The sequence below is a fragment of the Gordonia pseudamarae genome (genome assembly GCF_025273675.1).
GTDB lineage: Bacteria > Actinomycetota > Actinomycetes > Mycobacteriales > Mycobacteriaceae > Gordonia > Gordonia pseudamarae.
In genome coordinates this window covers 1,642,347-1,664,447 of record NZ_CP045809.1, presented here as the reverse complement: position 1 = coordinate 1,664,447, position 22,101 = coordinate 1,642,347, and the positions used below count along the sequence as shown (strand labels likewise).

Here is a 22,101-nt window from a genome sequence, read left to right as displayed (position 1 = left end):
GACCAGTTAAGCAATCCATCAACAGGTTTCGCCTGGCAAAGATTGTTCGACACCACAAGTCAAGGGGGATATCATGGCCGGTGACGACACACAACCGGGACGGCAGTACGACTTCGACACCGGCGATCTCCTGGAGTCCAGCGAGACATGGTGGAAGGCACGCGGCAAAACCGCAGAGACTGCCGCAAACGACCTGGAATCCCTCATGCGGCGGGTCAAGCCGCTCTTTGGCGAGAACTACTGGGGCGACTGCGTGGAGGGTCGCGCCACCCATACAATGTTTCGCAGATTCATCGATACCCTGGTGACCGATTTGACGGAACAATCAGCGTCCGCTCGCAATCTGTCCCAAGCGTGCTACGAGGCCGCTCGCACCATCGCGACCGCAGACCACAATTCAGCAGCGGGTATCGCGTCCAGCTGACCTCAATGACATGCCATCCATACATGTGCGCCATCTCCCGCTGGTGGTCGGGTTGATAATTACCGCTGGGCTGTCGGCATGCTCTACACCTGGCGAACCGATACCCACATCAGATCCTGCGACGTCAGAACCAGTGACGAGCACGCCTGCACCGATTCGCCAAACCGACGACCGCGGCAAACCACTACCGTTCACCACCCGCTTCCCGAACCGATGGTCGGCGAACAACAACGGCACCAGCTACGAACCATGCACCGCCCTGAACGATGCGGAACTTACCTCACTCGGCCTCGACCCCACCACCGTGAGAGATGCCGCCCTGGCCAACCATCAGACCGCCCGCGGCTGCATATGGAAATATTTCGGAAAATTTATGGGCGGCATCAGTCAGACCACGGGGAACAGGCCCACATTCGAATACGAACTGACCGATACCGAGTGGTACATAAGGTCATACACCACCACAATCGGGGGACGGCTGGCGATAGTGAACTATTGGGATCGGACCTCGTGCGTTACCATCGTCAAAGTCGAGAATGCTCGAGTAACAACAATCGTCAACCGAGTCCTGACTCTGACCCCCGAATCCGAGCTGTGCAACCTGGCGATCGAATTCACGAAGCTGACGATCCCAAAAATGCCACCACCAGCCCCGTAAGCCACGCCGCAGCGAAAGGCACAAACTGGTCATTCTTCCCAACTATCGTTGATAGTCACGTGGGGGCCAGCTCGTGTTTCCGACAATTCCCAACGGCATCATTCCGTCCGGCCACTCGATATATATACGACATCCGCAAGGGGGAGATACGAATCGGGTCCGGCAGCTTCCGGCACGGCGAGGAGGCATTCCATCAACAGATTCTACCTGGCAAAGATTGTTCGACACCACAAGTCAAGGGGGATATCATGGCCGGTGACGACACACAACCGGGACGGCAGTACAACTTCGACACCGGCGATCTCCTGGAGTCCAGCGAGACATGGTGGAAGGCACGCGGCAAAACCGCCGAGACTGCCGCCAACGACCTGGAATCTCTCATCGAGCAGGTCAAGCCGCTCTTCGACGAGAACTACTGGGGCGACTGCGTTGAGGGTCGCGCCACCCACACATTGTTCCGCGATTTCATCGATACCTTGGCGACCGCTTTGGCGGAACAATCAGCGTCCGCTCGCAATCTTTCCCAGGCGTGTTACGAGGCGGCTCGCACCATTGCGACCGCAGACCACGATTCAGCAACGGCGATCTGACCTCAACGACATGTCATCCACACATGTGCGCCTGCTCCCGCTGGTGGCTTGTCTGGCTGTTGTCTGCGCGCTGTCGGCATGCGCCACGCCCGGGGAACCGATACCCACATCAGAGCCAGCGACGTCAGAACCAGTGACGAGCACGCCTGCACCGATTCGTCAAACCGACGACCGCGGCAAACCACTACCGTTCACCACCCGCTTCCCGGACCGATGGTCGGCAAACAACAACGGCACCAGCTACGAACCATGCACCGCCCTGAACGATGCGGAACTCACCTCCCTCGGCCTCAACCCCACCACCGTGAGAGATGTCGCGCTGGCCAACCATCAGACCGCCCGCGGCTGCATATGGAAATATTTCGGAAAGTCTATGGGCGGCATCAGTCAATCCACCGGAAACAGACCCACATTCGAATACGAGCTGACTGATAGAGAATGGTACATAAGGTCATACACCACCACAATCGGGGGACGGCTGGCGATAGTGAACTATTGGAAGCAGTTCTCGTGCTTTACCATCGTCAAAGTCGAGAATGCTCGGGTAACAACAACCGCCAACCGAGTCCTGACTCCAACCCCCGAAGCCGAACTGTGCAACCTGGCGATCGAATTCACGAAGCTGACGATCCCAAAAATGCCACCACCAGCCCCGTAAGCCACGCCGCAGCGAAAGGCACAAACTGGTCATTCTTCCCAACTATCGTTGATAGTCACGTGGCATCCAACTCGTGCCACCGACAATTCCCAACGGCATCATTCCGTCCGGCCACTCGATATATATACGACATCCGCAAGGGGGAGATACGAATCGGGTCCGGCAGCTTCCGGCACGGCGAGGAGGCATTCCATCAACAGATTCTACCTGGCAAAGATTGTTCGACACCACAAGTCAAGGGGGATATCATGGCCGGTGACGGCACACAACCGGGACGGCAGTACAACTTCGACACCGGCGATCTCCTGGAGTCCAGCGAGACATGGTGGAAGGCACGCGGCAAAACCGCCGAGACTGCCGCCAACGACCTGGAATCTCTCACTGAGCAGGTCAGGATGCTCTTCAATGAGAACTACTGGGGCGACTGTGTGGAGGGTCGCGCCACCCACACATTGTTCCGCAGCTTCATCGATACCCTGGTGGCCGACTTACGAGAACAATCAGCGTCCGCTCGCAATCTGTCCCAAGCGTGCTACTCTGCGGTTCGCACCATCGCGACCGCAGACCACGATTCAGCAACGGCCATCTGACCTCATACCGATATGTCTTCCCTACGTGTGCGCCAGCTCCCGCTGGTGGCCTGCCTGGCCGTCATCTGCGCGCTGTCGGCCTGCTCCACACCTGGCGAACCTATACCCACATCAGATCCTGCGACATCAAGACCAGTGACGAGCACGCCTGCACCGATTCGCCAAACCGACGACCGCGGCAAACCACTACCGTTCACCACCCGCTTCCCGAACCGATGGTCGGCAAACAACAACGGCACCAGCTACGAACCATGCACCGCCCTGAACGATGCGGAACTTACCTCCCTCGGCCTCGACCCCACCACCGTGGAAGATGCCGCCCTGGCCAACCATCAGACCGCCCGCGGCTGCATATGGAAATATTTCGGAAAATTTATGGGCGGCATCAGTCAATCCACCGGAAACAGACCAACATTCGAATACGAACTGACCGATACCGAGTGGTACATAAGGTCATACACCACCACAATCGGCGGACGACTAATGATAGTTAACTATTGGAATTGGGCCTCATGCTTTACCATCGTCAAAGTCGAGAATGCTCGTGTAACTACGAGTGTCACCCGATCCTTGACGCAAACCCCCGAAGCCGAGCTGTGCAACCTGGCGATCGAATTCACGAAGCTGACGATCCCAAAAATGCCACCACCAGCCCCGTAAGCCACGCCGCAGCGAAAGGCACACGCTGATCATCGTTCCCAACTATCGTTGACAGTCACGTGGGGGCCGGCTCGCGCTACCGACAATTCCCAACGGCACCATTCCGTCCGGCCACTCGATGCCAACGACATCCGCGAGACAGGAGAGATGAATCGGGTCCGGCAGCTTCCACTATGACCACCCGGTCGAGTGTGCGATCAGACCCGGTTTCCGGGTCTGGCAACAACCTCAGCCCGGTATGTACTCCGAGAGTGCGATGATCACCGCTTCCCGCCCGATCGCCGCAGCGGCCTCGTAGACGGCTTCGGCGAACTCCTCGCGCGACAGGCCGGGGGTGGTGGCGCGCAGCAGACAGTCGATTGCCCGGGCACGCCGAAAGGCGACGAGCTGGCCTGCGGCATCATCGTTCTGGCGGCAGGTGTGGGCGGTGAACTCGGCACGGATGCGGGCGGCGTCGAGTTCGATACGCAGCCCGGTCGTCAGCGCTCCGTGGGCTCGCCACTGCCCCGACATATCCAGCACTTCTGCCAGGTCGTCGACGCCGGTGCCGTCGATGACCGCGACAATCAGCAGATTGGTACACGCCGCGATATCGCCGTCGGCGACTGCCGCCACCGCGACGGTCATCTTCTCCCCGAGATGATCGATTCTGCTCACAGTTCCTCCCCCACCCTGACCGTTCCACACCCTGAAGTAGGGATGGATCTGCCAGTCTAGCGGTCAGACTGCGGCGTCAGTCGAGGTCATCGTGGCGCACGAGCTGACGTGCGGCCTCGGTGATGGACCCCGACAACGACGGGTACACCGAAAAGGTCTGCGCCAGATCACTGACCGTCAGCTTGTTCTGCACCGCAAGGGCGATCGGCAGGATCAGCTCGGATGCGTTGGGCGCCACCGTGACCCCACCGATCACCACACCGGTGGCGGGACGGCAGAAGATCTTGACGAAGCCCCGGCGCAGGCCGCTCATCTTGGCGCGTGGATTGGTCGCGAGTGGCAGCATCACCGTCCGCGCCGGATACTCACCGGCGTCGATCGCCTTCTGCGACACACCCACGCTCGCGATCTCGGGCCGGGTGAAGATCGCCGACGCAACGGTTTTCAGCTTGATCGGGCTCACCCCCTCGCCGAGCGCGTGATACATGGCGATGCGGCCCTGCATGGCGGCGACGGAGGCGAGCGGGAAAAGCCCCGTGCAGTCCCCGGCGGCGTACACGCCGGGCACCGATGTGCGGGAGACCCGGTCGACGGTGACATAGCCGCCGCGATCGGTTTCCACACCGGCCTCGGCGAGCCCGAGAGTCTGCGTGTTGGGTACCGAACCGACCGTCATCAACACGTGCGAACCCACCACCCGCTGGCCGTCGGCCAACTCGACGGTCACCGAATCGCCTTCGCGGACAACCCTGTCGGCACGGCCATGCTTGATCAGGGTGACACCGCGTTCGGCGAGCACGTCTTCGAGCACCAACGCGGCGTCCTCGTCCTCGTGTGGCAGCACCCGGTCGCGACTGGACACCAGCGTCACCTTGACACCCAATTCGGTGTAGGCGTGCACGAATTCGGCGCCGGTCACGCCCGACCCGATCACGATGAGGTGTTCGGGCAGCTCGTGCAGGTCGTACAGCTGTCGCCAGGTGAGGATCCGTTCACCGTCGGGCTGCGCATCGGGCAAGATCCGGGGCGAGGCGCCGGTCGCGATCAGCACGACCTCACCGGAGTAGGTTTCGGTGGTCCCGTCATCGAGGGTGGTGACGACGTTGTGCGAGCGCACCCCGGTCTGTGTCGGTTCGAGCGTGGCCGTACCCGACACCAGTCGCACGCCCTCACTGATCAGTCGCGATCGGATGTCGGCGGACTGGGCGAACGCCAGATCGCGGACCCGCTGGTGGATCTGCGACAACGTGACCGTCGCATGATCGGCGTCCAGGCTGATGCCCAGGTCAGCGGCCCGGCGGATCTCGGTGCGGATGCCCGTGGAGGCGATGAATGTCTTGGACGGGACACAATCCCACAGCACGCAGGCACCGCCGACACCGTCGGAGTCGATCACGGTGATGTCGGCACCATAGGCCGCCGCGGCCAGCGCCGCCTCATAGCCGGCCGGTCCCCCACCGATGATCACGATCTTGGTCACGTCGTCACTCCTGTTCTTCGCCGACGGTGTTCTCACCCGGGCGGCACACGAGACCGTCCGGGCCGGGCTGAGAGTCGGCTGCTCCGCACACCAATTTAGTGCTCACCGCCGGATACGCGCGACCGAACCGACAGCTCACCTCCGATTCTTCAGCGAACGGTAGTGTTTGCGTCGTTCAACGGTCAGATGCTCGATCGCGTAGCCGAGCATCGTACGCGGCATCCGGGACGCGTACTCGTCGAGAAAGCCCGTCAACATGCCCGGGTCGACCCGTTTGCCCACCTCGCGCAGCATCCAACCCGTTGCCTTCTGCAGCAGGTCATCTGGGTAGTCGAGATAGACCGGGGCAAGTTCCAGGGTTGTCGACCCGTCGCCCCGATTGATGAACTCCTGAGTGGCGATGATCGCGATCCGCCGCAGCCACAAGTCGTTTCGGCCGCCGCCGGTGCTGCGGGGCGAGCTCGAACAGCAGACCGCGTGGCCGGTCGACGAGCAGACCGCCGAGGATCGGTCCCGCAGAGGTGTCGACGATGTCCCAGTTGTTGATCCGGCCACGTCGGGCAGCATCGAGATACCACTCTCCCGTTCGTCGGCGGCACGACGAAACCGCCCGACGGCACCGATCACCGCGCACAGCCGATGCTCGTGTACCGGCGAATCGACCAGAGCGGTGAGTTCGGCGAGCGGCAGGTCCGGAAACGACCGCATCACCGCGCGCTGGGCGGGCACCGGCACCCCGATGAAGCGATCGCCTTCGCCGTACTCGCCGGGCCCGGTCTTGAAGAACCCTGCGCTGCTCGCGGCGCGGCCGGGCGAAGCCAGCGCGGCGAGGGCTTCCATCACCGCCCGAGCCGACTGGCGCGGCGGGCCGGGTCGGGTGTCGGGGGCCGCCCGCGACCGGGCCGTTCGTTCCGGAGGGTTCGGGGGCATCGGAGAGGTCACCTTCGGACTGTAGATCGCTCCCGGCGATGTGATGCTCGCGGTGATCGCCCGACTTGCGCACCTATTGTCCGTCGCGGGGCACTAGGATGACTCGACGGGCCGCTGTTACGGCCGGTGGTAGACGAGGAGCCGAACGCCGCGCGGCAGTCCGCGGGGTGTGAGCGGAGAGGACGACGTGCCGATTTACGCGGCGTACGGGTCGAATATGCACCCCGAGCAGATGGCAGAACGCGCCCCTCATTCCCCGATGTCGGGGACGGGCTGGCTGAGCGGGTGGCGCCTGACCTTCGCCGGCGGCGACATCGGCTGGGAGGGTTCCCTGGCAACGGTGGCCGAGGACCCGTCCGCGCGGGTGTTCGTCGTGCTGTACGACGTGACCGACGAGGACGAGCAGGCCCTCGACCGATGGGAGGGCTCCGAGCTCGGGATCCACCGCAAGGTCCGGGCCCGCATCGACACCGCCGACGGCGCCGTGCTGGCGTGGCTCTACGTCATGGACGCCTTCGAGGGCGGACTGCCGTCGGCCCGCTATCTGGGCGTGATGGCCGAGGCCGCGGAGATCGCCGGCGCCCCCGCCAAATACGTCCAGGACCTGCGACTGCGCGAATCCCGCAACGTGGGCCCCGGTTCCGGCGGCGAGGTTTAGCGACTCCCCAACACCCGGTTCGGACTTCACAAGTTGTTTAGCGCCGGCTGCGCGTAACGCTTTCGGCATATGGCCGGGCTCTGCATTATTTGCCGGTGTCCGAAACCTCCCCCACGCGCACGATCAGATTCAACGCATTCGACATGAACTGCGTCGCGCACCAGTCCCCCGGTCTGTGGCGCCATCCGCAGGACCGGTCCTCGAACTACAACACCCTCGACTACTGGGTGGACCTGGCCAGGCTGCTGGAAACCGGCGGCTTCGACGGCCTGTTCATCGCCGACGTCCTCGGCACCTACGATGTGTTCGCCGGCAACGACGAGGCCGCCCTCCGGCAGGGTGCGCAGATTCCCGTCAACGACCCGCTGCTGCTGGTTTCGGCGATGGCCTACGCCACCGAGCACCTCGGCTTCGGGATCACCACGGGAACCGGATTCGAACATCCGTATCCCTTCGCCCGGCGCCTGTCGACGCTGGACCATCTGACCAAGGGCCGTCTCGGCTGGAACGTGGTGACCGGCTACCTGCCGTCGGCCGCCCGCAACATGGGCGCCGACGACCAGCTCGAGCACGATACCCGCTACGACCAGGCCGACGAATATCTGACAGTGCTGTACAAGCTGTGGGAGGGATCATGGGAACGCGACGCCGTCCGGCGTGACCGCGTCACGGGCGTCTTCGCCGATCCCGACAAAGTGCACCACATCGGGCATCGTGGTGAGCATTTCACCGTCCCCGGCATTCATCTGTCCGAGCCGTCGCCGCAAGGTTCGCCGGTCATCTACCAGGCCGGCGCGTCGCCGCGCGGGCGCCGGTTCGCCGCCGAGAACGCCGAAGCCATCTTCGTTGCCGCTCCCACGAAGAAACTGCTGCGCCAGACCGTTTCACAGATCCGTGACGAGCTGGTGCGCGCCGGACGGGACCCGTACGACGCGCGGATCTACACCCTGCTGACCATCATCACCGATGCCACCGGAGAGGCCGCACGCGCCAAGGCCGACGAGTACCGCCGCTACGCCAGCGAGGAGGGATCACTGGTGTTCATGTCGGGGTGGATGGGCATCGATCTGGACGCCTACGACATCGACGAACCGATCGGCAACGTTCACAGCAACGCCATCCAGTCGGCGGTGGCCGCGTTCAGCCAGACCTCCGAGACCGGCGAACCGTGGCGGGTCCGCGACATCGCAGCCTGGGGCGGTATCGGCGGAATGGGGCCGGTACTGATCGGCTCCGGCGACGAGGTGGCCCAGCAACTGCAGGACTGGGTCGCCGACACTGATGTCGACGGGTTCAACGTCGCCTACGCCGTCACACCGGGATCGTTCGCCGACATCATCGAGCACGTCATTCCGGCACTCGAACGACGCGGCGCCTACGACCGCACCTACACGCCGGGAACACTGCGGCACAAGCTGTTCGGCCGGGGCGACCTGCTCCCGGACAATCATCGCGGCGCCGACTTCCGCCCCGGTCGTCCCGGGTCCACGATCGACGATTCGGTGCGCGGCTCCCGCGCCCGGCTCACCGGAGTCCGGTGATGATCGAATTAGTCAATCTGACAAAAACATTCGGCTCCGGAAAGACAGCCACCACGGTTCTCGACGACATCTCGTTCACCGTCGACGCCCGCGAGATCCTGGCCGTAGTCGGTCCGTCGGGCGCGGGTAAGAGCACCCTGGCCCGCTGTCTCAATCTGCTCGAACGCCCCACCTCCGGTCAGGTCATCGTGGGCGGCGAGGACCTGACCGCGATGGGTGCGGCCCGGCTACGGGACGCACGCCGACGCATCGGCACGGTCTTCCAGTCGGCCAGCCTGCTGTCGCGGCGCACCGCCGCGGAGAACGTGGCCCTGCCACTGGAGTATCTGGGTGCCACCAAGGCCTCCACCAGGGCGCGGGTCGGCGAACTCCTCGACCGCGTCGGGTTGCTCGACAAGGCCGGACACTATCCGCACCAGTTGTCCGGCGGACAGCGCCAGCGCGTCGGAATCGCCCGGGCGCTCGCGCTCACACCGTCGGTACTGCTCAGCGACGAGGCGACCTCCGGGCTCGATCCCGACTCCACCGAAACCTACCTGCGGCTGCTCACCGAACTCCGCGACGATCTGCGGCTGGCGGTCGTATTCATCACCCACGAGATGGACACCGTTGTGCGTGTCGCCGACACGGTCGGACGAATCGACGGCGGCCGGATCGTCGAACACGGCGCGATCACCGACCTCGTCCTCGACCCGCACTCGTCGCTGGGCCGTGCGCTGCGGCCACGTGGTCCCGCCGCCGGAGTCGGCCGCGGACACACCGGCCTGACCGTCGTCTACAACTCGGCCACCGTACCCGCCGACTGGCTGACCCGGCTCGGCACCCGGCTGGGGCTGTCGATCCCGGTTCTGGGCGCGAATGTACAAACGGTCGACGGTGTCCCGTTCGGTGACTTCACCGTCTCGGTTCCCTCCGACCGGGTCCCCGCGTTCATCTCGGCCGCCGGGGAGCTGAGCCTGACCGTCGACCCGGCGCCACCGGCTCAGTCGGCAGCCCCGGCCCGGGAGCCGCTGACCACCCGAGACGAGGTGACGGTGTGAGCACCTTCGATCTCGCCGCCATCAAGGTCCCGACCGATGAGATCCCCGATCTGCTGATCCCGGCATTCCTCGACACCGTCCAGATGGTCGGCATCGTCATGGTGATCGTGCTGCTCGTCGGAGTGCCCCTCGGAGCTCTCGTCCACAACCTCGCCCCCGGTGGGCTGTTCGAGAACCGGGCGCTGCACACGCCGCTGTCGTGGATCATCAGCATCGGCAGATCGCTGCCGTTTCTGGTCCTGATGACCGCCATCATCCCGTTCACCCGATGGATCACCGGCACCAACATCGGAATCGCGGCCGCCGTCGTACCGATGTCGATCGCCGGGATCGCGTTCTTCACCCGCATCGTCGAGAACTCGCTGCGTTCGGTGCCCACCTCGGTCATCGACGTGGCCCGCGCCTCCGGCGGGTCCAACGCACAGATCATCTGGACCGCGCAGATCCCGGAGGCGCTGCCGAGCATCGTCGGCGGGCTCACCATCAACACGATCGCGATGATCGAGTACTCGACCATCGCGGGCACCATCGGCGCGGGCGGCCTCGGCTATGTCGCCGTCACCTACGGCTACCAGCGCTTCGACCACGGCGTCATGATCGCCACGATCGTCGTCCTGGTCATCACCGTGGCACTCATCCAGCTGGCCGGCGACGCACTGGTGCGCAGCCTGACCCCCGAAAAGTCCAGGCGCATCAACCGCTGATCCGTTTCGTCCGCATCTCCCCCTACCTGATCGAGAGGTTTCACCATGTCCAATTCTGTTGATGTCCAACCAGAGTCACCGCCTTCGGGTGGTTCCGACATCGAGCTCGGCCGACGCGGAAAATGGCCGATCGCCGCCGCGATCATCGTGGTCGTCGCCGTGGTCGCCGCCGTCCTCGTCTGGCGCCTTGCCGGATCCGACGACACCTCGCCGAACGACACCGCCGGCGCCACCCTCACCATCGTCACCGCCGAGGGCAACGCCGCCGAGGAGGCGCTGGTCACGTTCATCGCCGATGAGGTCGCCCCGCGCCACGGCATCAAGGTCGCCTTCAAAGGACTGTCCGACTCCACCACCCTCAACCGCGCCGTGAGCGACGGCGAAGTGGCCGGTACCGTCTACCAGCACAAACTCTGGCTTTCGCAGGTCCTCGAAGCCAACCCCGACTTCAAGGAGGAGGCCGCCACCCCCGTGTTCCGCTGGGGATTCGGCATCTGGTCGGACAAGTACAAGAACCCGGCCGACCTGCCGCAGAACGCGAAGGTGTCGCTGTACTCGGACCCTGCCAACGAGGCACAGGGACTGTGGCTGCTCGAGCGCGCCGGTCTGATCACCCTCACACCCGGCATCGACAAGTGGAAGGCCACCCAGAAGGACATCGCGACCAACCCGAAAAACCTGCAGTTCGTACTGCTGGACTTCGCCGCCCAGTCGCGATCGCTCGGTGACCTCGACGCGACGGTCGGATACACCGAGTACTATCTGGCCGCGGGCATCGACGTCGCCAAGCAGATCTACGCCCCGCCGGCCCCCGACGAGTTCGCCGGACAACTCACCATCGGCACCGAGTGGAAGGATTCGGACAACATCAAGAAACTGGTGGCCGCATTCAAAGACCCTGCGGTACAGGAATTTCTGCGCACCGATCCGTCGGTGAAGGACATTCTGCTGCCGCTGTAGCGGCACAACCCGGCCCATGCCGACGGCAACACCGGCCCGTGCGATCGCCCGGGCCGGTGTTGCCGTCGGTTCAGTGTTGCCGTCGGTTCAGTGTTGCCGTCGGGTTCAGCCGCGTCCGGACGACCCGAGCACGACCCCGACCAGCGCCCTGACCCCCACGTCGAGCGCCCGCTCGTCGATACGGAAGTTGGGGCTGTGCAGGTCCACCTGCGGTCCGAGCCCGTCCCACACACCGAGCCTGCCCATCGCGCCGGGCACATGTTCGAGATACCAGGAGAAGTCCTCGCCGCCCGGTGACTGCGGGGTGTCGGCGACGGCGTTGGGTCCCACGGCGCTGACCGCCGTCGACAGCATCGCGATCGCGGTCTCCTCATTGACCACCGGCGGGACACCACGGAAATAGTTGAGGTCGTACTGCACTCCCAGCGGTCCGACCAGTTCGCCGATGATGCTGCGCACCAACGGTTCGAGCTCCGTCCAGATCTCGCGCTCGCCGGTGCGGACGGTGCCGCGCAGGCGACCCTCCTGCGGGATGGCGTTGGGGGCGCTGCCCGAATGCGCCGATCCCCACGCCATCACGGTCCCCGACCGCGGGTCTATCCGCCGCGACAGCACTCCGGGCAATCCGGTGATGACGGTGCCCATCGCATAGATCAGGTCGGCGGTCAGATGCGGCCGCGAAGTGTGTCCGCCTTTCGAATGGAAGGTGATGTCCACATGGTCGGCCGCCGAGGTCAGCGCACCGGAGCGCAATCCCACCGACCCGACCGGCAGCCGCGGATCGCAGTGCAAGGCGAAGATCCGGCTCACCCCCTGCAGCACCCCGGCGTCGATCGCGTCGAGCGCACCGCCGGGCATCACCTCCTCGGCGGCCTGGAAGATCAGCCGAACCCCCACCGGAAGGTCCTCGACACCGGACAGCAGAGCGCCGGCCGCAAGCAGGATCGCGGTGTGCGCGTCATGCCCGCAGGCGTGCGACACGCCGTCGATGGTGGAACTGAACGGCAGCCCGGTGTGCTCGGTGATCGGCAAGGCATCCATGTCGGCGCGCAACGCGATCCGGGAACCCACCTCGGGCCCCAGATCGCACACCACCCCGGTGCCCAGCGGCAGTCGGCGCGGACTCAGCCCGAGCGCGGTCAGCTCGGAGATCACCAGATCGGTGGTGGCCACCTCCTGGCGCGACAGTTCGGGATGGGCGTGGATCTGTCGCCGCCACGCGACCAGCTGGTCGCGATGGGCGGCGAGCCAGTCGTCGACAACCGACGACGCCCTGCCGAAGGGGTCGAGCGAACCTTCCGCGGCGGTCACAGCAATGTCGCCGGAGTGATCACGGCCAGGTCGTCGAGCAGCGGTGTGCGCAGTCCCTTCTTGATCAGGCCGAGGTTCGGACCGGCCACCTGCTGACGTTCGGCGGCCACCGCGCGCGCCCGGCCCAGCAGGTCGTCGACGGATGCGGCCTCACCGACGATGCCGGCCGCCGCCGCGTCGTCGGCACCGTAGCGGCGGCTGGTGAGCATCGCCTCGGTGGCGGTGGCATCGGCGAGACGTGTGCGGATCAGCGCCGCCATACCGCGGGTGAACGGCATCGACAGCGCGGCCTCGGGCAGCGACCAAAATCCGCGATCGGCGCGCATCACGCTGTGATCGGCGCACAGGGCCAACATCGCGCCGGCACCGAAGGCGTGACCGTTGATCGCCGCCACGGTCGGCACCGGCAGGGTCAGGACCTTGCTGTAGAGCGCGTGCACCTTGTCCAGGTACGCGGGCAGCTCCGCGAAGTTCGCAGCGATGAAGTCGGTGTCGAGGCCGTTGGTGAAATACTTGCCCGTCGCGGTGATCACCAGCCCCTTCGCGTTGGCCGCGGCCTCGTCCAGCAGGCCGGTCACGGTCTCGATCCACTCCGTCCGGAATCGGTTCTCGGGGTTGTCCGGATCGAGGTCGACGCCCTCGGTACCGAGGTAGAGCTCGTAGATGTCGCCGTCGGCGTTCAGAAAAGGCATGGAAAGACAATATCGCCCGAGCCGATCGCGCCCCGGACGACTCCGCCGGAACACCCCGATCCGCGGGGTATCGGCCCGGCGGCTGCCGGTCCGGCGGGGGCGACAGCCATAATCGGGGCATGAGCGCGGGCGGACCAGGAGATCAGTACGGCAGTCGATACCCGGGGTTCCAGGGCGACCCGATGTCGTATCCCGGCCACGGCTATCCCGGTGGCCAGTCCGGTGGCTACCCTCCGCCCGATCGTTCCCCCTGGTCATCGCCGGTGGTGCTGGTCGCGGCGGCCGCCGGCGTACTGCTGGTGATCGGCGGCGTCCTGGCCGCCTTCCTGCTCATCCCGTCCGACGACGACGATCCGGTCTCGGCACCGGGAACCAGCACCACCACGTCGACCGTCACCGGGTCCCCCGGTGAGCGGGCGGACTCGCCGACGGTGACGATAACCCCGCCGCCCACCACCGTGACCACCACGCACCAGCCGACCACGACCGGCACCCGCCCAGCCCCCACCGTGCCCGGCGCCGACTGGCAGGGTTTCACCGACGGCCCCCGGTGCGATGCCGCGAACGATCCGGCGGTCGCGATCCTGCGGACGGACCGGTCCCGGGTGATCATCTGCCGGGTCGGTGAGGCGGGCGGGCTGTACTACAAGGGCGTCGCCGACGGAAACCTCAAGCACATCGACTTCCCCACCCAGGAAGGCAAGTACTTCATCGCGCGCAGTGGTTCGTACGAGTACATCGTCACGCCGTCGGGTCTGGTGATCCGGCAGAACGGCAACACCATCGCCGACGAACCCGCCATCGCCTACTGGTCCCGATAGGAGTACACACGACTATGGCCCACCAACCGGTCCTCGACGCCGTCGGGCTCGACGTGGTGCGCAGCGGCCGACTGCTGCTCGACGATGTCGGCATGCGGGTGCTGCCCGGCGAACACTGGGCGCTGCTCGGCCCGAACGGCGCCGGTAAGTCGACCCTGATGACGATGCTGGGAGCCCGCGGGTTTCCCACCCGCGGCACCGTCGATGTCCTCGGGCACCGTCTCGGGCGGGTCGATATGCGGTCCCTGCGCACCCACATCGGGCACGTCGATCCGCGCTGGCGCATCGACATCCCGCTGTCGGCGCACGAGGTGGTACTCACCGGGCTGACCAACACCCCCGAACTCGACAACCGGCACCACTACACCGATGCCGAACACGCCCACGCCGATTCACTGCTGGCGATGTTCGGCATGATGGAGCGTCGGGAATCGTTGTGGCCGTTCATGAGTCAGGGCGAACGCGGACGCACCCTGATCGCCCGGGCACTGATGCCGCAGCCGCCGCTGCTCCTGCTGGACGAGCCCGCGACCGGTCTCGACCTGGCCGCCCGCGAAAAGCTGCTCGCCGGGATCGATCAGCTACGCGCCGAAGTGCCCACGCTGGCAACGGTTCTGGTGACACACCACCTGGAGGACCTGCCCGCCAGCACCAGCCACGCACTGTTGCTGCGTGAGGGCAGGACCGTCGCCGCCGGCACCGTCGACGAGGCCCTCACCTCCGAGACCATCAGCACCTGTTTCGACCACCCCGTCGAGGTTCGCCGTACGGCCGGTCGCTGGTCCGCGGTCGCCGCGTAGGGCCGCTATCGGCGCAGGAGACCCTCCTCACCGAGGGTCTCCTGCGCCACTGACCCTTCCCATGTAACGCGGGAGGTCAGAAGCGTGTAGCGATGGCATCGATGATCTGGTCGGGGGCTTCTTCGGGTACGAAGTGTGCGGCGTCGGCAACCGTGATGACATCGATGTTCGCGAAGGCGGTGCGCACACGAGGCAGGCAGACCTTTGGACGGAAGACAACATCGCGCATGCCCCACACAGCCACCGCCCGCTTGTGCCCAAGCAGCCTGGGTACGTCAGCTTCGAGCCTCGCCATCAACGGACGGGCCCCACGGATCTGCCCGGGCATCTCGGCGAGTCCGACTCGTGCGTCGGCGTCGGACTGCACGCCACGATAGTGGTCGGCTTCGGCCGCGATCAGAGTCGGGCCGGAAGTGCCGAGTAGCAGTTTCTCGATGAGGACATTCTCATGCAGGATGCGCCGCCGCATCGGTCCGCTGTCCATCACCACACTGAACGCGTAGTTGGCCACCGAGAGCCTCGGCCAGAACATGGTGTTGCACAGTGCGATTCCAGCAACCCGATCGGCTCGCCGAACGCAGGCGCCCAATCCGACCGGTCCGCCCCAGTCGTGTCCGACCATGACGAACCCATCGAGTTGCAGGTGGTCGATGAGCTCACCCGCGACCATCGCGAGTTCATCGATCGCGTAGCTGTATCCGGGTGGTCGTTCCGAAAGCCCGAACCCTGGATAGTCCAGCGCAACACACCGGAAGCTCTCACGAAGTCCCGCAATCACTCGACGATAGAGGAAGCTCCAGGTCGGCGAGCCGTGAAAGAAGACGACCGGCGGACCGGAACCCTCATCCACGTAGTGAACCCGACCCGCCGACGACTCGAACCATCTCGAGCGGAACGGATATAAGGCGGAATCCGGAGTGAAGTCGATCAGCATGTCGATGGGCCATCCTTCCTAGCCGCGCAGTTTGCTACAGATGTAGCGTAATACAGATGCTACACCTGTATCCTCCGTGTGGTGACGACGAGTACATCCGGCGGCGAGGATCGGCGCGAGGTGATCGCGAGGAGTGCGATCACGGTGATCGCTGGTCACGGGGTGCGCGCATTGACCCATCGGGCGGTCGACCGCGAAGCGGGGATCCCGGAGGGCGCGACGTCACATCACGCACGGACACGGCAGGCGTTGATCGAGCTGATCATCGAGAGTCTCGAATCTCGCACCCTCGCCGACACACAACTGTTCGTCGACTCGCTTGCCACGTCGGAACCACGCGACATCGACGGACTGGCATCGGCACTGACCGAACTCATCGACGCGTTGGCGTCACGCGAGGCAGATATGCGGGCACGGTACGCGCTCATGCTGGAACCTGGTGGCGATCCGGCCGCGCATGCCAGACTGGCGGTGAGTTCGGAGATCGACGCCGTGGCGATGCACGCCGTGTCGCAGGCGATGGCAGGTGCAGGACTCAACCACTCCGCCAAACAGGTCCAGGACCTCATAACACTGGCCGACGCACTGGTATTCGCCCGTACCGTAACCGGTACCGACATCGCCTCCGTCCTCACCCCCTACCTCCACGGGCTACACACCCAGGCACAGCCATCGGATTGACCTTCTTGACTTTCCCGCACAACGCAGGAGGTCAGCGGGGGCCGTATTGGCGATCGCCGGCGTCGCCGAGGCCGGGAACGATGTAGTAGGCCTGGTTGAGGCCTTCGTCGACCGCACCGACGATCAGCCGGATCGGATGACCGGAGTTTTCCAGGGCGGCAACACCCTCCGGAGCGGCCACCACACAGATGGCGGTGATATCGCGGGCACCGCGGTCGACGAGCAGATCGATGGCGTGGAGCATCGAACCGCCGGTCGCGAGCATCGGGTCGAGCACGAAGACCGGGATGTCCGACAGGTCCTCGGGCAGCGAGGCCAGATACGGCACCGGCTTGGCCGTCGACTCGTCGCGGGCGATACCGACGAATCCGATGTTGGCCTCGGGGACCAGCGCGTGTGCCTGGTCGACCATCCCCAGCCCGGCACGCAGCACCGGGACGAACAGCGGGGGTGCGCTGAGCCGGGCGCCGACGCACGAACCCATCGGCGTCTGGATCGGCACCTCGTCGACGAGCGCCGCCGCGAGTGCCTCGTACACCAGGATCTGGGTGATCCCCGACAGTGCCTGCCGGAACTCCGCATTGCTGCTGTTCTTGTCGCGCAGGGTGGTCAACCGGACGGCGGCCAGCGGGTGGGCGACGATGTGGACATCCATGCGCTCACCTTAATTCGGGACAGGCCGCACCGCGCACAAAGAGCCCCACCATTCATCGAACAAAAATTCGATGGAACCAAACGGGGTTCGGCCGCGTCAGATTCCCATGACGAACACCCAGGTTCAGGCCGATCCGGCCGCGATCACCCGATTCGCCCGACAGCAGCGCACCATCGCCGCGGAAATCCGTGGCTCCGCGAGCGTCGGTAACTCGGCAGCCGGAGAACTCGCCCCCACCTTCGGCATCATCGGCGCCGACTTCCTCGCCGTACTCACCAGTGTGCTCGACGCCAAGAACCGGACGGTCGTCGCGATCGCCGACCAGCACGCGACGATCAGCACCCGATCGCAGGCGGCCACCAACACGTACGTCACCACCGACAGCAACGCGGCCCGGCGTGTTGTCACCAACTCCCAAACCACCAGGACGAACCGGACGACGAACAAGACCGACACCCGGACGCAGACGGTGAGCAACAGCCTGACCACCGGCATCCAGGCGCTGTCCACACTCGCGACCGGAGTCCAGTCACTCGCCGGCCTGCTGACAACCTCCCAGGACACCGACGAGCAGAACCGGACAACGAACACGAACCGGCAAAAGACCACCACGCCGGCCCCCGATAAGACGACAACCGACAAGACGACAACCGACAAGACGACAACCGACAAGACGACAGCGGACAAGACGACAGCGGACAGAACGACGGCGGACAAGACATCTGCTGACACGTCGACCAACGAGAAGTCGACCACCGAGAAGACGACCACCGAAAAGCCAACTACGGAGAAGACAACTACGGAGAGGCCGACAACGGACAAGACCGTGCACACCGATAAATCCGGCACCACACCGGACAAGGTCGTCTCCACCGTCGCCACGCCGAACGGCACCACCGCGTCCACGACAACGACGACGACCACCACGACCTCGACCCCCGGCGGTACGACCACGACAACAGTCACGACCACCGAACTCGGCACCGTCGACAAGGAGCTGACCCTCAAATGATCAATCTGCTGATCGCACCCCTGCACACCCTCGTCGACGCCCTCGGCACCGGCGTCCTGCCGCCGGATAGTCCGGTCAGCCGGTTACGCACCACCGCAAGCACTCTCGCCGAGGCGGAGAAGAACTCGGCGGCGGCCACGACGACAGTCCTCGCGTCATGGTCCGGTGACGGCGCCCGCAGCATGAGCAGTCAGGTCACCGCAACCCACGATGCCGCGACGGAATTCACCACCGACGCCGACGCCATCATCACCATCGTCGACGATGCCGCGGGCAAGATAGCAACCGCCGCACGGCAACTCGACACGCTCGTCGACTCCTTCGGTCGCACCGCCGCCACACTCGGCAGCAACGCGCTGACGGTCCCCGGGCTGGCACTGCTCGTGCCGGTGGCCATCGATCACGTCAGCCGTGGCGTCCAGATCGTCGAAAAGACCCGGACACAACTGGAATCCGACAGCGCGCGGCTACGCTCACTCACCCGTACGACGACCACAAACACACGGACCGCCGCGACAACCACCACGAACACGCCAAAGGCAACCATCTCCACTGCGACGACCCCGCCAGCAACCACCCCCACCGCGACCACCCCCATCCGAAACACCCCGGCGATCACCACCACACCGTTCTCGACCACCCGCACCACACCCGCGTCCACAACCACGGACACCGGCCGGCGGACGACCTCCACCACCGACACCCCGACGATCACCACCCCCACGATCACCACAGCGGCCAACACCCGCACCACAACCGACACCACCGGGCGGGGTATCCCGGTCACCCTGCCCGACGGCTCCATCGCCTACGCACCCAATCAGCGCGCCGCCACCGCCGTCACGGCCGCGCTCAGCAGACAGGGCACCCCGTATGTGTGGGGCGGCACCGGTACCGGTGGTTTCGATTGCAGCGGTTTCACCCAGTGGGCGTACCGCCAGGCCGGCGTCGAACTGCCGCGGCTGGCCCAGGATCAGGACACCGTGGGCCGGCAGGTGTCCCAATCCGAGCTACAACCCGGCGACCTCGCCGTCTGGTCGGGCCACGTCGCGATGTACATCGGCAACGGACAACTCGTCGAAACCGGCGGCGCCCCCGTGGGCGTCACCGCGCTGCGCACCACCAACGCGGACCAGACGTTCGAGGGCTTCTACCGTGTCACCTGAGAAACCTGAGCACGCTGATAACCCTGTTGTGCCCTACCATGGTGTCGCGCTGCCCACTCCTAGCGTTAGGCTTTCTGCTCATGGCCGGAGACATCGTCCCCATCGAACTCGGATTGACCAACGGAAACGTGTTCACCCTCTGGGCGCCGCGCTGGCGCGAGGGTGACGACGAATGGGAAGCCTTCCTCGGGCTGGAGGAGGACCTGTACGGGCTGCCCGGCGTCGCGGAACTGGCCGCCTTCATCCGGTCCGGCACCGAGAACGATCTCGAGGATCACCCCACGTGGGAGACCCTCAAGCAGATCTCGGCCGACGAACTGCTGCCCGACGACCGGCACACCTACGATCTGGTCGGCGTGCCCGAACTCGCCGCCGAGGACCCCACCCCCGAGGTCATCGCCGAGCTCGAGGATGCCCTGGAGATCGTCCGCATCCTCGGTGAGGTGTGCGAGCTGACCGTCGTCACCAAGTTCTTCAACGGCAACCCGATCCTGGGCGCCGTCACCACCGGTACCCGCAACTTCGTCGGCCGCGACGGCATCGACCTGTGGGTGCGCATCGGGCGACTGATCGCCAAACACTGGGATGACGTCGTCGACGCCATCGACGGTGTGCTCACGACACCGCCCACCGACGCCGCCGCCGTTGCCGTCGCCGAAGCCGAACTCGAGGCGGCGGCCTCCGCCGAGGACGAGGACGAGCCGGGCGACGACGAACTCGAGCAGGTCGAGAGCGGCGACGCCGACGACGAGTCCGAGGACGATGAGGACGAGGACGAGGACGAAGTAGATGACGACTACGACGACGACAGCTTCTGGGCGCGCGTCGGCATCGACCCCATCCGGATCGTCACCGGCGACGACGAATACCTGACGCTGCGCTGCTACCTCGGCGACGACCCGGTGTTCCTCGGCACCGACGGCAAGATCTTCGTGTTCACCTCGGCTCGGACGATGAGCAAGTTCCTCGCCGACAGCACCGACCACGACCTGCTCGACGTCTCCACCTTCGACCAGGTGCGGATCGAGGCCACCGACGGCTCACTCGAGTTCGACGTCATCGACGAAAACGTCTACGTCCTCACCGGCCTGGCCGCCGACATCGCCGACGGCCCCCGCCGCATCGACCGCAACCAGCTCGACCTGGCCGTCGAACTCTTCACCGACGCAGCCGATTTCGGTGACGACGATGCTGTCAACGAGGCGCTGGGGTCCAGCACCCCGCTCGGCTGGTTCGTTGACTACGCCATCAACCCCGACCCCAAACGCCTCGCACCGTCGGGACCGTTCGACAACGAGTCGGAGGCGTGGCGCGCACTGGAACACGACTTCGAGGCCAGGCTGGTCAAGAAGAGCTGAGGCTCAGCCGATGAGGACGGCGTATCCGGGTTTGATGACCTCGTCGATGATCCGGATGCGGTCGTCGAAGTGCAGGAACGCCGATTTCATCGCGTTGAGGGTGAACCGTTCCAGATCGGTCCATCCGTAGCCGAAGTGGTCGACGAGGACCTTGAACTCGTTGCTCATACAGGTGTCGCTCATCAGCCGGTTGTCGGTGTTGACCGTAACCCGGAAGCGCAGCCGCGCAAGAATGTTGAACGGGTGATCGGCCAGTGACGCGACAGCCCCGGTCTGCACGTTGGAGCTCGGACACAGCTCCAGCGGAATCCGTTTGTCACGCACCGTCGCCGCGATGTCGCCGAGCACCGCCCCATCGAAGGAATGCGAGGCGGGCGTGACCCCGGGCGGCAAGGTGATGTCGTCGATGACGCGGACGCCGTGGCCGAGCCGGTCGCAGCCACAGTAGGCCAGTGCCTCATGGATCGACGGCAGGCCGAACGCCTCCCCGGCATGGATGGTGAACCGGGCGTTGCTGGCGCGCATGTACTCGAATGCGTCGAGATGCCGGGTCGGCGGATTACCCGCCTCGGCGCCGGCGATGTCGAAACCGACCACACCCCGGCCGCGGAACCGCACGGCCAGTTCCGCGATCTCCCGCGAGCGGGCGGCATGGCGCATCGCGGTCACCAGAGCGCGCACGACGATCGGCCTGCCGCGGCCGGCCGCGTCCACCTCACCCTTGGCGAACCCGGCCAGCACCGACTCCACCACCTCGTCGAGGGTCAGCCCGTTCTCCAGGTGCTGTTCGGGGGCGAACCGCACCTCCGCGTAGACGACGCCGTCGGCGGCGAGGTCCTCGACGCATTCGCGGGCGACCCGTTCCAGCGCGGACGCGGTCTGCATCACCGCGACCGTGTGCGCGAACGTCTCCAGATATCGTTCCAGCGACCCGCTGTCGGCGGCGTCCCGGAACCACGTGGCCAACGCCACCTGGTCGTCGGCGGGCAGTTCGGTGTAGCCACAGTCGTGGGCCAGCTCCAGCACGGTGGCCGGTCGCAGTCCGCCGTCGAGGTGATCGTGCAGCAGCGCTTTGGGGGCGAGGGCCAGGTTGGCCGGGTCCAGTGGTCGGGGCGTCATCG

Annotated in this window: 25 protein-coding genes; 17 read left to right on the top strand and 8 right to left on the bottom strand. The window is 65.4% G+C overall.

What is annotated here, in order from left to right:
* The first annotated feature begins 73 nt into the window (after positions 1 to 73).
* The 6 genes from GII31_RS07385 (at position 74) to GII31_RS07360 (ending at position 3,580) form a co-directional block, all read left to right on the top strand.
* Positions 74 to 424, top strand: a complete 351-nt coding sequence (locus GII31_RS07385; protein ID WP_213248187.1) for a hypothetical protein — start codon at positions 74 to 76, stop codon at positions 422 to 424.
* Between the two features lie 10 nt (positions 425 to 434).
* Positions 435 to 1,082, top strand: a complete 648-nt coding sequence (locus GII31_RS07380) for a DUF3558 domain-containing protein (protein WP_213248185.1) — start codon at positions 435 to 437, stop codon at positions 1,080 to 1,082.
* A 248-nt stretch (positions 1,083 to 1,330) separates the two neighbouring features.
* Positions 1,331 to 1,672 carry a hypothetical protein gene (locus GII31_RS07375; protein WP_213248183.1) on the top strand — a complete coding sequence of 114 codons (342 nt, stop codon included), beginning with the start codon at positions 1,331 to 1,333 and terminating at the stop codon, positions 1,670 to 1,672.
* A gap of 10 nt (positions 1,673 to 1,682) precedes the next feature.
* Positions 1,683 to 2,330: a DUF3558 domain-containing protein gene (locus GII31_RS07370; RefSeq protein WP_213248181.1), complete on the top strand. Its 648-nt coding sequence runs from the start codon at positions 1,683 to 1,685 to the stop codon at positions 2,328 to 2,330.
* A 248-nt stretch (positions 2,331 to 2,578) separates the two neighbouring features.
* Positions 2,579 to 2,920: a hypothetical protein gene (locus tag GII31_RS07365; RefSeq protein ID WP_260840363.1), complete on the top strand. Its 342-nt coding sequence runs from the start codon at positions 2,579 to 2,581 to the stop codon at positions 2,918 to 2,920.
* Between the two features lie 12 nt (positions 2,921 to 2,932).
* Positions 2,933 to 3,580 carry a DUF3558 domain-containing protein gene (locus GII31_RS07360; protein WP_213248177.1) on the top strand — a complete coding sequence of 216 codons (648 nt, stop codon included), beginning with the start codon at positions 2,933 to 2,935 and terminating at the stop codon, positions 3,578 to 3,580.
* Between the two features lie 228 nt (positions 3,581 to 3,808).
* Here the strand turns inward: GII31_RS07360 and GII31_RS07355 are convergent, their stop codons facing one another.
* From GII31_RS07355 to GII31_RS07345, 3 genes are all read right to left on the bottom strand, one after another.
* Positions 3,809 to 4,237 carry a hypothetical protein gene (locus tag GII31_RS07355; protein ID WP_213248176.1) on the bottom strand — a complete coding sequence of 143 codons (429 nt, stop codon included), beginning with the start codon at positions 4,235 to 4,237 and terminating at the stop codon, positions 3,809 to 3,811.
* Positions 4,238 to 4,313: 76 nt separating this feature from the next.
* Positions 4,314 to 5,717, bottom strand: a complete 1,404-nt coding sequence (locus GII31_RS07350; protein ID WP_213248174.1) for an NAD(P)H-quinone dehydrogenase — start codon at positions 5,715 to 5,717, stop codon at positions 4,314 to 4,316.
* Positions 5,718 to 5,852: 135 nt separating this feature from the next.
* Positions 5,853 to 6,647 (bottom strand): DNA alkylation repair protein, encoded by a 795-nt coding sequence (locus tag GII31_RS07345; protein WP_213248172.1) that lies wholly within the window; start codon positions 6,645 to 6,647, stop codon positions 5,853 to 5,855.
* A 187-nt stretch (positions 6,648 to 6,834) separates the two neighbouring features.
* Here GII31_RS07345 and GII31_RS07340 point away from each other — a divergent pair, with 187 nt between their 5' ends.
* The 5 genes from GII31_RS07340 (at position 6,835) to GII31_RS07320 (ending at position 11,550) form a co-directional block, all read left to right on the top strand.
* Complete coding sequence (locus GII31_RS07340; protein WP_213249992.1) at positions 6,835 to 7,305, top strand: gamma-glutamylcyclotransferase; 471 nt, start codon at positions 6,835 to 6,837, stop codon at positions 7,303 to 7,305.
* 143 nt (positions 7,306 to 7,448) lie between these two features.
* Positions 7,449 to 8,846 (top strand): LLM class flavin-dependent oxidoreductase, encoded by a 1,398-nt coding sequence (locus GII31_RS07335; protein WP_213249990.1) that lies wholly within the window; start codon positions 7,449 to 7,451, stop codon positions 8,844 to 8,846.
* Positions 8,846 to 9,886 (top strand): methionine ABC transporter ATP-binding protein, encoded by a 1,041-nt coding sequence (locus tag GII31_RS07330; RefSeq protein ID WP_213248170.1) that lies wholly within the window; start codon positions 8,846 to 8,848, stop codon positions 9,884 to 9,886. The genes GII31_RS07335 and GII31_RS07330 overlap by 1 nt, the downstream gene beginning before the upstream one ends.
* On the top strand, positions 9,883 to 10,590 hold the full coding sequence (locus GII31_RS07325; RefSeq protein ID WP_213248168.1) for a methionine ABC transporter permease: 708 nt from the start codon (positions 9,883 to 9,885) through the stop codon (positions 10,588 to 10,590). The genes GII31_RS07330 and GII31_RS07325 overlap by 4 nt, the downstream gene beginning before the upstream one ends.
* Before the next feature lie 45 nt (positions 10,591 to 10,635).
* The gene (locus GII31_RS07320; RefSeq protein WP_213248167.1) at positions 10,636 to 11,550 is read left to right on the top strand and encodes a MetQ/NlpA family ABC transporter substrate-binding protein; all 915 of its coding nucleotides are present in this window, start codon (positions 10,636 to 10,638) and stop codon (positions 11,548 to 11,550) included.
* Positions 11,551 to 11,655: 105 nt separating this feature from the next.
* On the opposite strand, the gene GII31_RS07315 is transcribed toward GII31_RS07320, so the two are convergent.
* Both GII31_RS07315 and GII31_RS07310 read right to left on the bottom strand, forming a co-directional pair.
* Positions 11,656 to 12,861 carry an amidohydrolase gene (locus tag GII31_RS07315; protein ID WP_213248165.1) on the bottom strand — a complete coding sequence of 402 codons (1,206 nt, stop codon included), beginning with the start codon at positions 12,859 to 12,861 and terminating at the stop codon, positions 11,656 to 11,658.
* Positions 12,858 to 13,553 carry an enoyl-CoA hydratase/isomerase family protein gene (locus tag GII31_RS07310; RefSeq protein ID WP_213248163.1) on the bottom strand — a complete coding sequence of 232 codons (696 nt, stop codon included), beginning with the start codon at positions 13,551 to 13,553 and terminating at the stop codon, positions 12,858 to 12,860. The genes GII31_RS07315 and GII31_RS07310 overlap by 4 nt, the downstream gene beginning before the upstream one ends.
* Positions 13,554 to 13,672: 119 nt before the next feature.
* Between GII31_RS07310 and GII31_RS07305 the strand changes: the two genes are divergently transcribed.
* Together GII31_RS07305 and GII31_RS07300 are read left to right on the top strand one after the other, a co-directional pair.
* A complete protein-coding gene (locus tag GII31_RS07305) occupies positions 13,673 to 14,374 on the top strand; it encodes a hypothetical protein (protein ID WP_260840362.1) in 702 nt (233 codons plus the stop codon).
* A gap of 14 nt (positions 14,375 to 14,388) precedes the next feature.
* The gene (locus GII31_RS07300) at positions 14,389 to 15,174 is read left to right on the top strand and encodes an ABC transporter ATP-binding protein (RefSeq protein WP_213248161.1); all 786 of its coding nucleotides are present in this window, start codon (positions 14,389 to 14,391) and stop codon (positions 15,172 to 15,174) included.
* 76 nt (positions 15,175 to 15,250) lie between these two features.
* On the opposite strand, the gene GII31_RS07295 is transcribed toward GII31_RS07300, so the two are convergent.
* Positions 15,251 to 16,108 (bottom strand): alpha/beta fold hydrolase, encoded by an 858-nt coding sequence (locus tag GII31_RS07295; RefSeq protein ID WP_213248159.1) that lies wholly within the window; start codon positions 16,106 to 16,108, stop codon positions 15,251 to 15,253.
* Between the two features lie 81 nt (positions 16,109 to 16,189).
* Between GII31_RS07295 and GII31_RS07290 the strand changes: the two genes are divergently transcribed.
* Entirely contained in the window at positions 16,190 to 16,789 is a 600-nt protein-coding gene (locus GII31_RS07290) for a TetR/AcrR family transcriptional regulator (RefSeq protein WP_213248157.1), read from the top strand.
* Between the two features lie 31 nt (positions 16,790 to 16,820).
* Here the strand turns inward: GII31_RS07290 and upp are convergent, their stop codons facing one another.
* Positions 16,821 to 17,444 (bottom strand): uracil phosphoribosyltransferase, encoded by a 624-nt coding sequence (upp, locus tag GII31_RS07285; protein WP_213248155.1) that lies wholly within the window; start codon positions 17,442 to 17,444, stop codon positions 16,821 to 16,823.
* Between the two features lie 106 nt (positions 17,445 to 17,550).
* Between upp and GII31_RS07280 the strand changes: the two genes are divergently transcribed.
* From GII31_RS07280 to GII31_RS07270, 3 genes are all read left to right on the top strand, one after another.
* Positions 17,551 to 18,456: a type VII secretion target gene (locus GII31_RS07280; protein WP_213248153.1), complete on the top strand. Its 906-nt coding sequence runs from the start codon at positions 17,551 to 17,553 to the stop codon at positions 18,454 to 18,456.
* On the top strand, positions 18,453 to 19,622 hold the full coding sequence (locus GII31_RS07275) for a C40 family peptidase (RefSeq protein WP_213248152.1): 1,170 nt from the start codon (positions 18,453 to 18,455) through the stop codon (positions 19,620 to 19,622). The genes GII31_RS07280 and GII31_RS07275 overlap by 4 nt, the downstream gene beginning before the upstream one ends.
* An 80-nt stretch (positions 19,623 to 19,702) precedes the next feature.
* On the top strand, positions 19,703 to 20,980 hold the full coding sequence (locus tag GII31_RS07270; protein WP_213248150.1) for a primosomal protein: 1,278 nt from the start codon (positions 19,703 to 19,705) through the stop codon (positions 20,978 to 20,980).
* Positions 20,981 to 20,983: 3 nt separating this feature from the next.
* On the opposite strand, the gene GII31_RS07265 is transcribed toward GII31_RS07270, so the two are convergent.
* On the bottom strand, positions 20,984 to 22,099 hold the full coding sequence (locus GII31_RS07265; RefSeq protein WP_213248148.1) for an adenosine deaminase: 1,116 nt from the start codon (positions 22,097 to 22,099) through the stop codon (positions 20,984 to 20,986).
* Positions 22,100 to 22,101 lie beyond the last annotated feature (2 nt).

Coding starts and splice junctions, on each gene's coding strand:
- GII31_RS07335 (WP_213249990.1), top strand. CDS start 7,449: ATGAACTGCGTCGCGCACCAGTCCCCCGGTCTGTGGCGCCATCCGCAG.
- GII31_RS07265 (WP_213248148.1), bottom strand. CDS start 22,099: ATGACGCCCCGACCACTGGACCCGGCCAACCTGGCCCTCGCCCCCAAA.
- GII31_RS07320 (WP_213248167.1), top strand. CDS start 10,636: ATGTCCAATTCTGTTGATGTCCAACCAGAGTCACCGCCTTCGGGTGGT.
- GII31_RS07275 (WP_213248152.1), top strand. CDS start 18,453: ATGATCAATCTGCTGATCGCACCCCTGCACACCCTCGTCGACGCCCTC.
- GII31_RS07385 (WP_213248187.1), top strand. CDS start 74: ATGGCCGGTGACGACACACAACCGGGACGGCAGTACGACTTCGACACC.
- GII31_RS07300 (WP_213248161.1), top strand. CDS start 14,389: ATGGCCCACCAACCGGTCCTCGACGCCGTCGGGCTCGACGTGGTGCGC.
- GII31_RS07295 (WP_213248159.1), bottom strand. CDS start 16,108: ATGCTGATCGACTTCACTCCGGATTCCGCCTTATATCCGTTCCGCTCG.
- upp (WP_213248155.1), bottom strand. CDS start 17,444: ATGGATGTCCACATCGTCGCCCACCCGCTGGCCGCCGTCCGGTTGACC.
- GII31_RS07270 (WP_213248150.1), top strand. CDS start 19,703: ATGGCCGGAGACATCGTCCCCATCGAACTCGGATTGACCAACGGAAAC.
- GII31_RS07345 (WP_213248172.1), bottom strand. CDS start 6,647: ATGCCCCCGAACCCTCCGGAACGAACGGCCCGGTCGCGGGCGGCCCCC.
- GII31_RS07360 (WP_213248177.1), top strand. CDS start 2,933: ATGTCTTCCCTACGTGTGCGCCAGCTCCCGCTGGTGGCCTGCCTGGCC.
- GII31_RS07365 (WP_260840363.1), top strand. CDS start 2,579: ATGGCCGGTGACGGCACACAACCGGGACGGCAGTACAACTTCGACACC.
- GII31_RS07305 (WP_260840362.1), top strand. CDS start 13,673: ATGAGCGCGGGCGGACCAGGAGATCAGTACGGCAGTCGATACCCGGGG.
- GII31_RS07370 (WP_213248181.1), top strand. CDS start 1,683: ATGTCATCCACACATGTGCGCCTGCTCCCGCTGGTGGCTTGTCTGGCT.
- GII31_RS07375 (WP_213248183.1), top strand. CDS start 1,331: ATGGCCGGTGACGACACACAACCGGGACGGCAGTACAACTTCGACACC.
- GII31_RS07280 (WP_213248153.1), top strand. CDS start 17,551: ATGACGAACACCCAGGTTCAGGCCGATCCGGCCGCGATCACCCGATTC.
- GII31_RS07330 (WP_213248170.1), top strand. CDS start 8,846: ATGATCGAATTAGTCAATCTGACAAAAACATTCGGCTCCGGAAAGACA.
- GII31_RS07380 (WP_213248185.1), top strand. CDS start 435: ATGCCATCCATACATGTGCGCCATCTCCCGCTGGTGGTCGGGTTGATA.
- GII31_RS07310 (WP_213248163.1), bottom strand. CDS start 13,553: ATGCCTTTTCTGAACGCCGACGGCGACATCTACGAGCTCTACCTCGGT.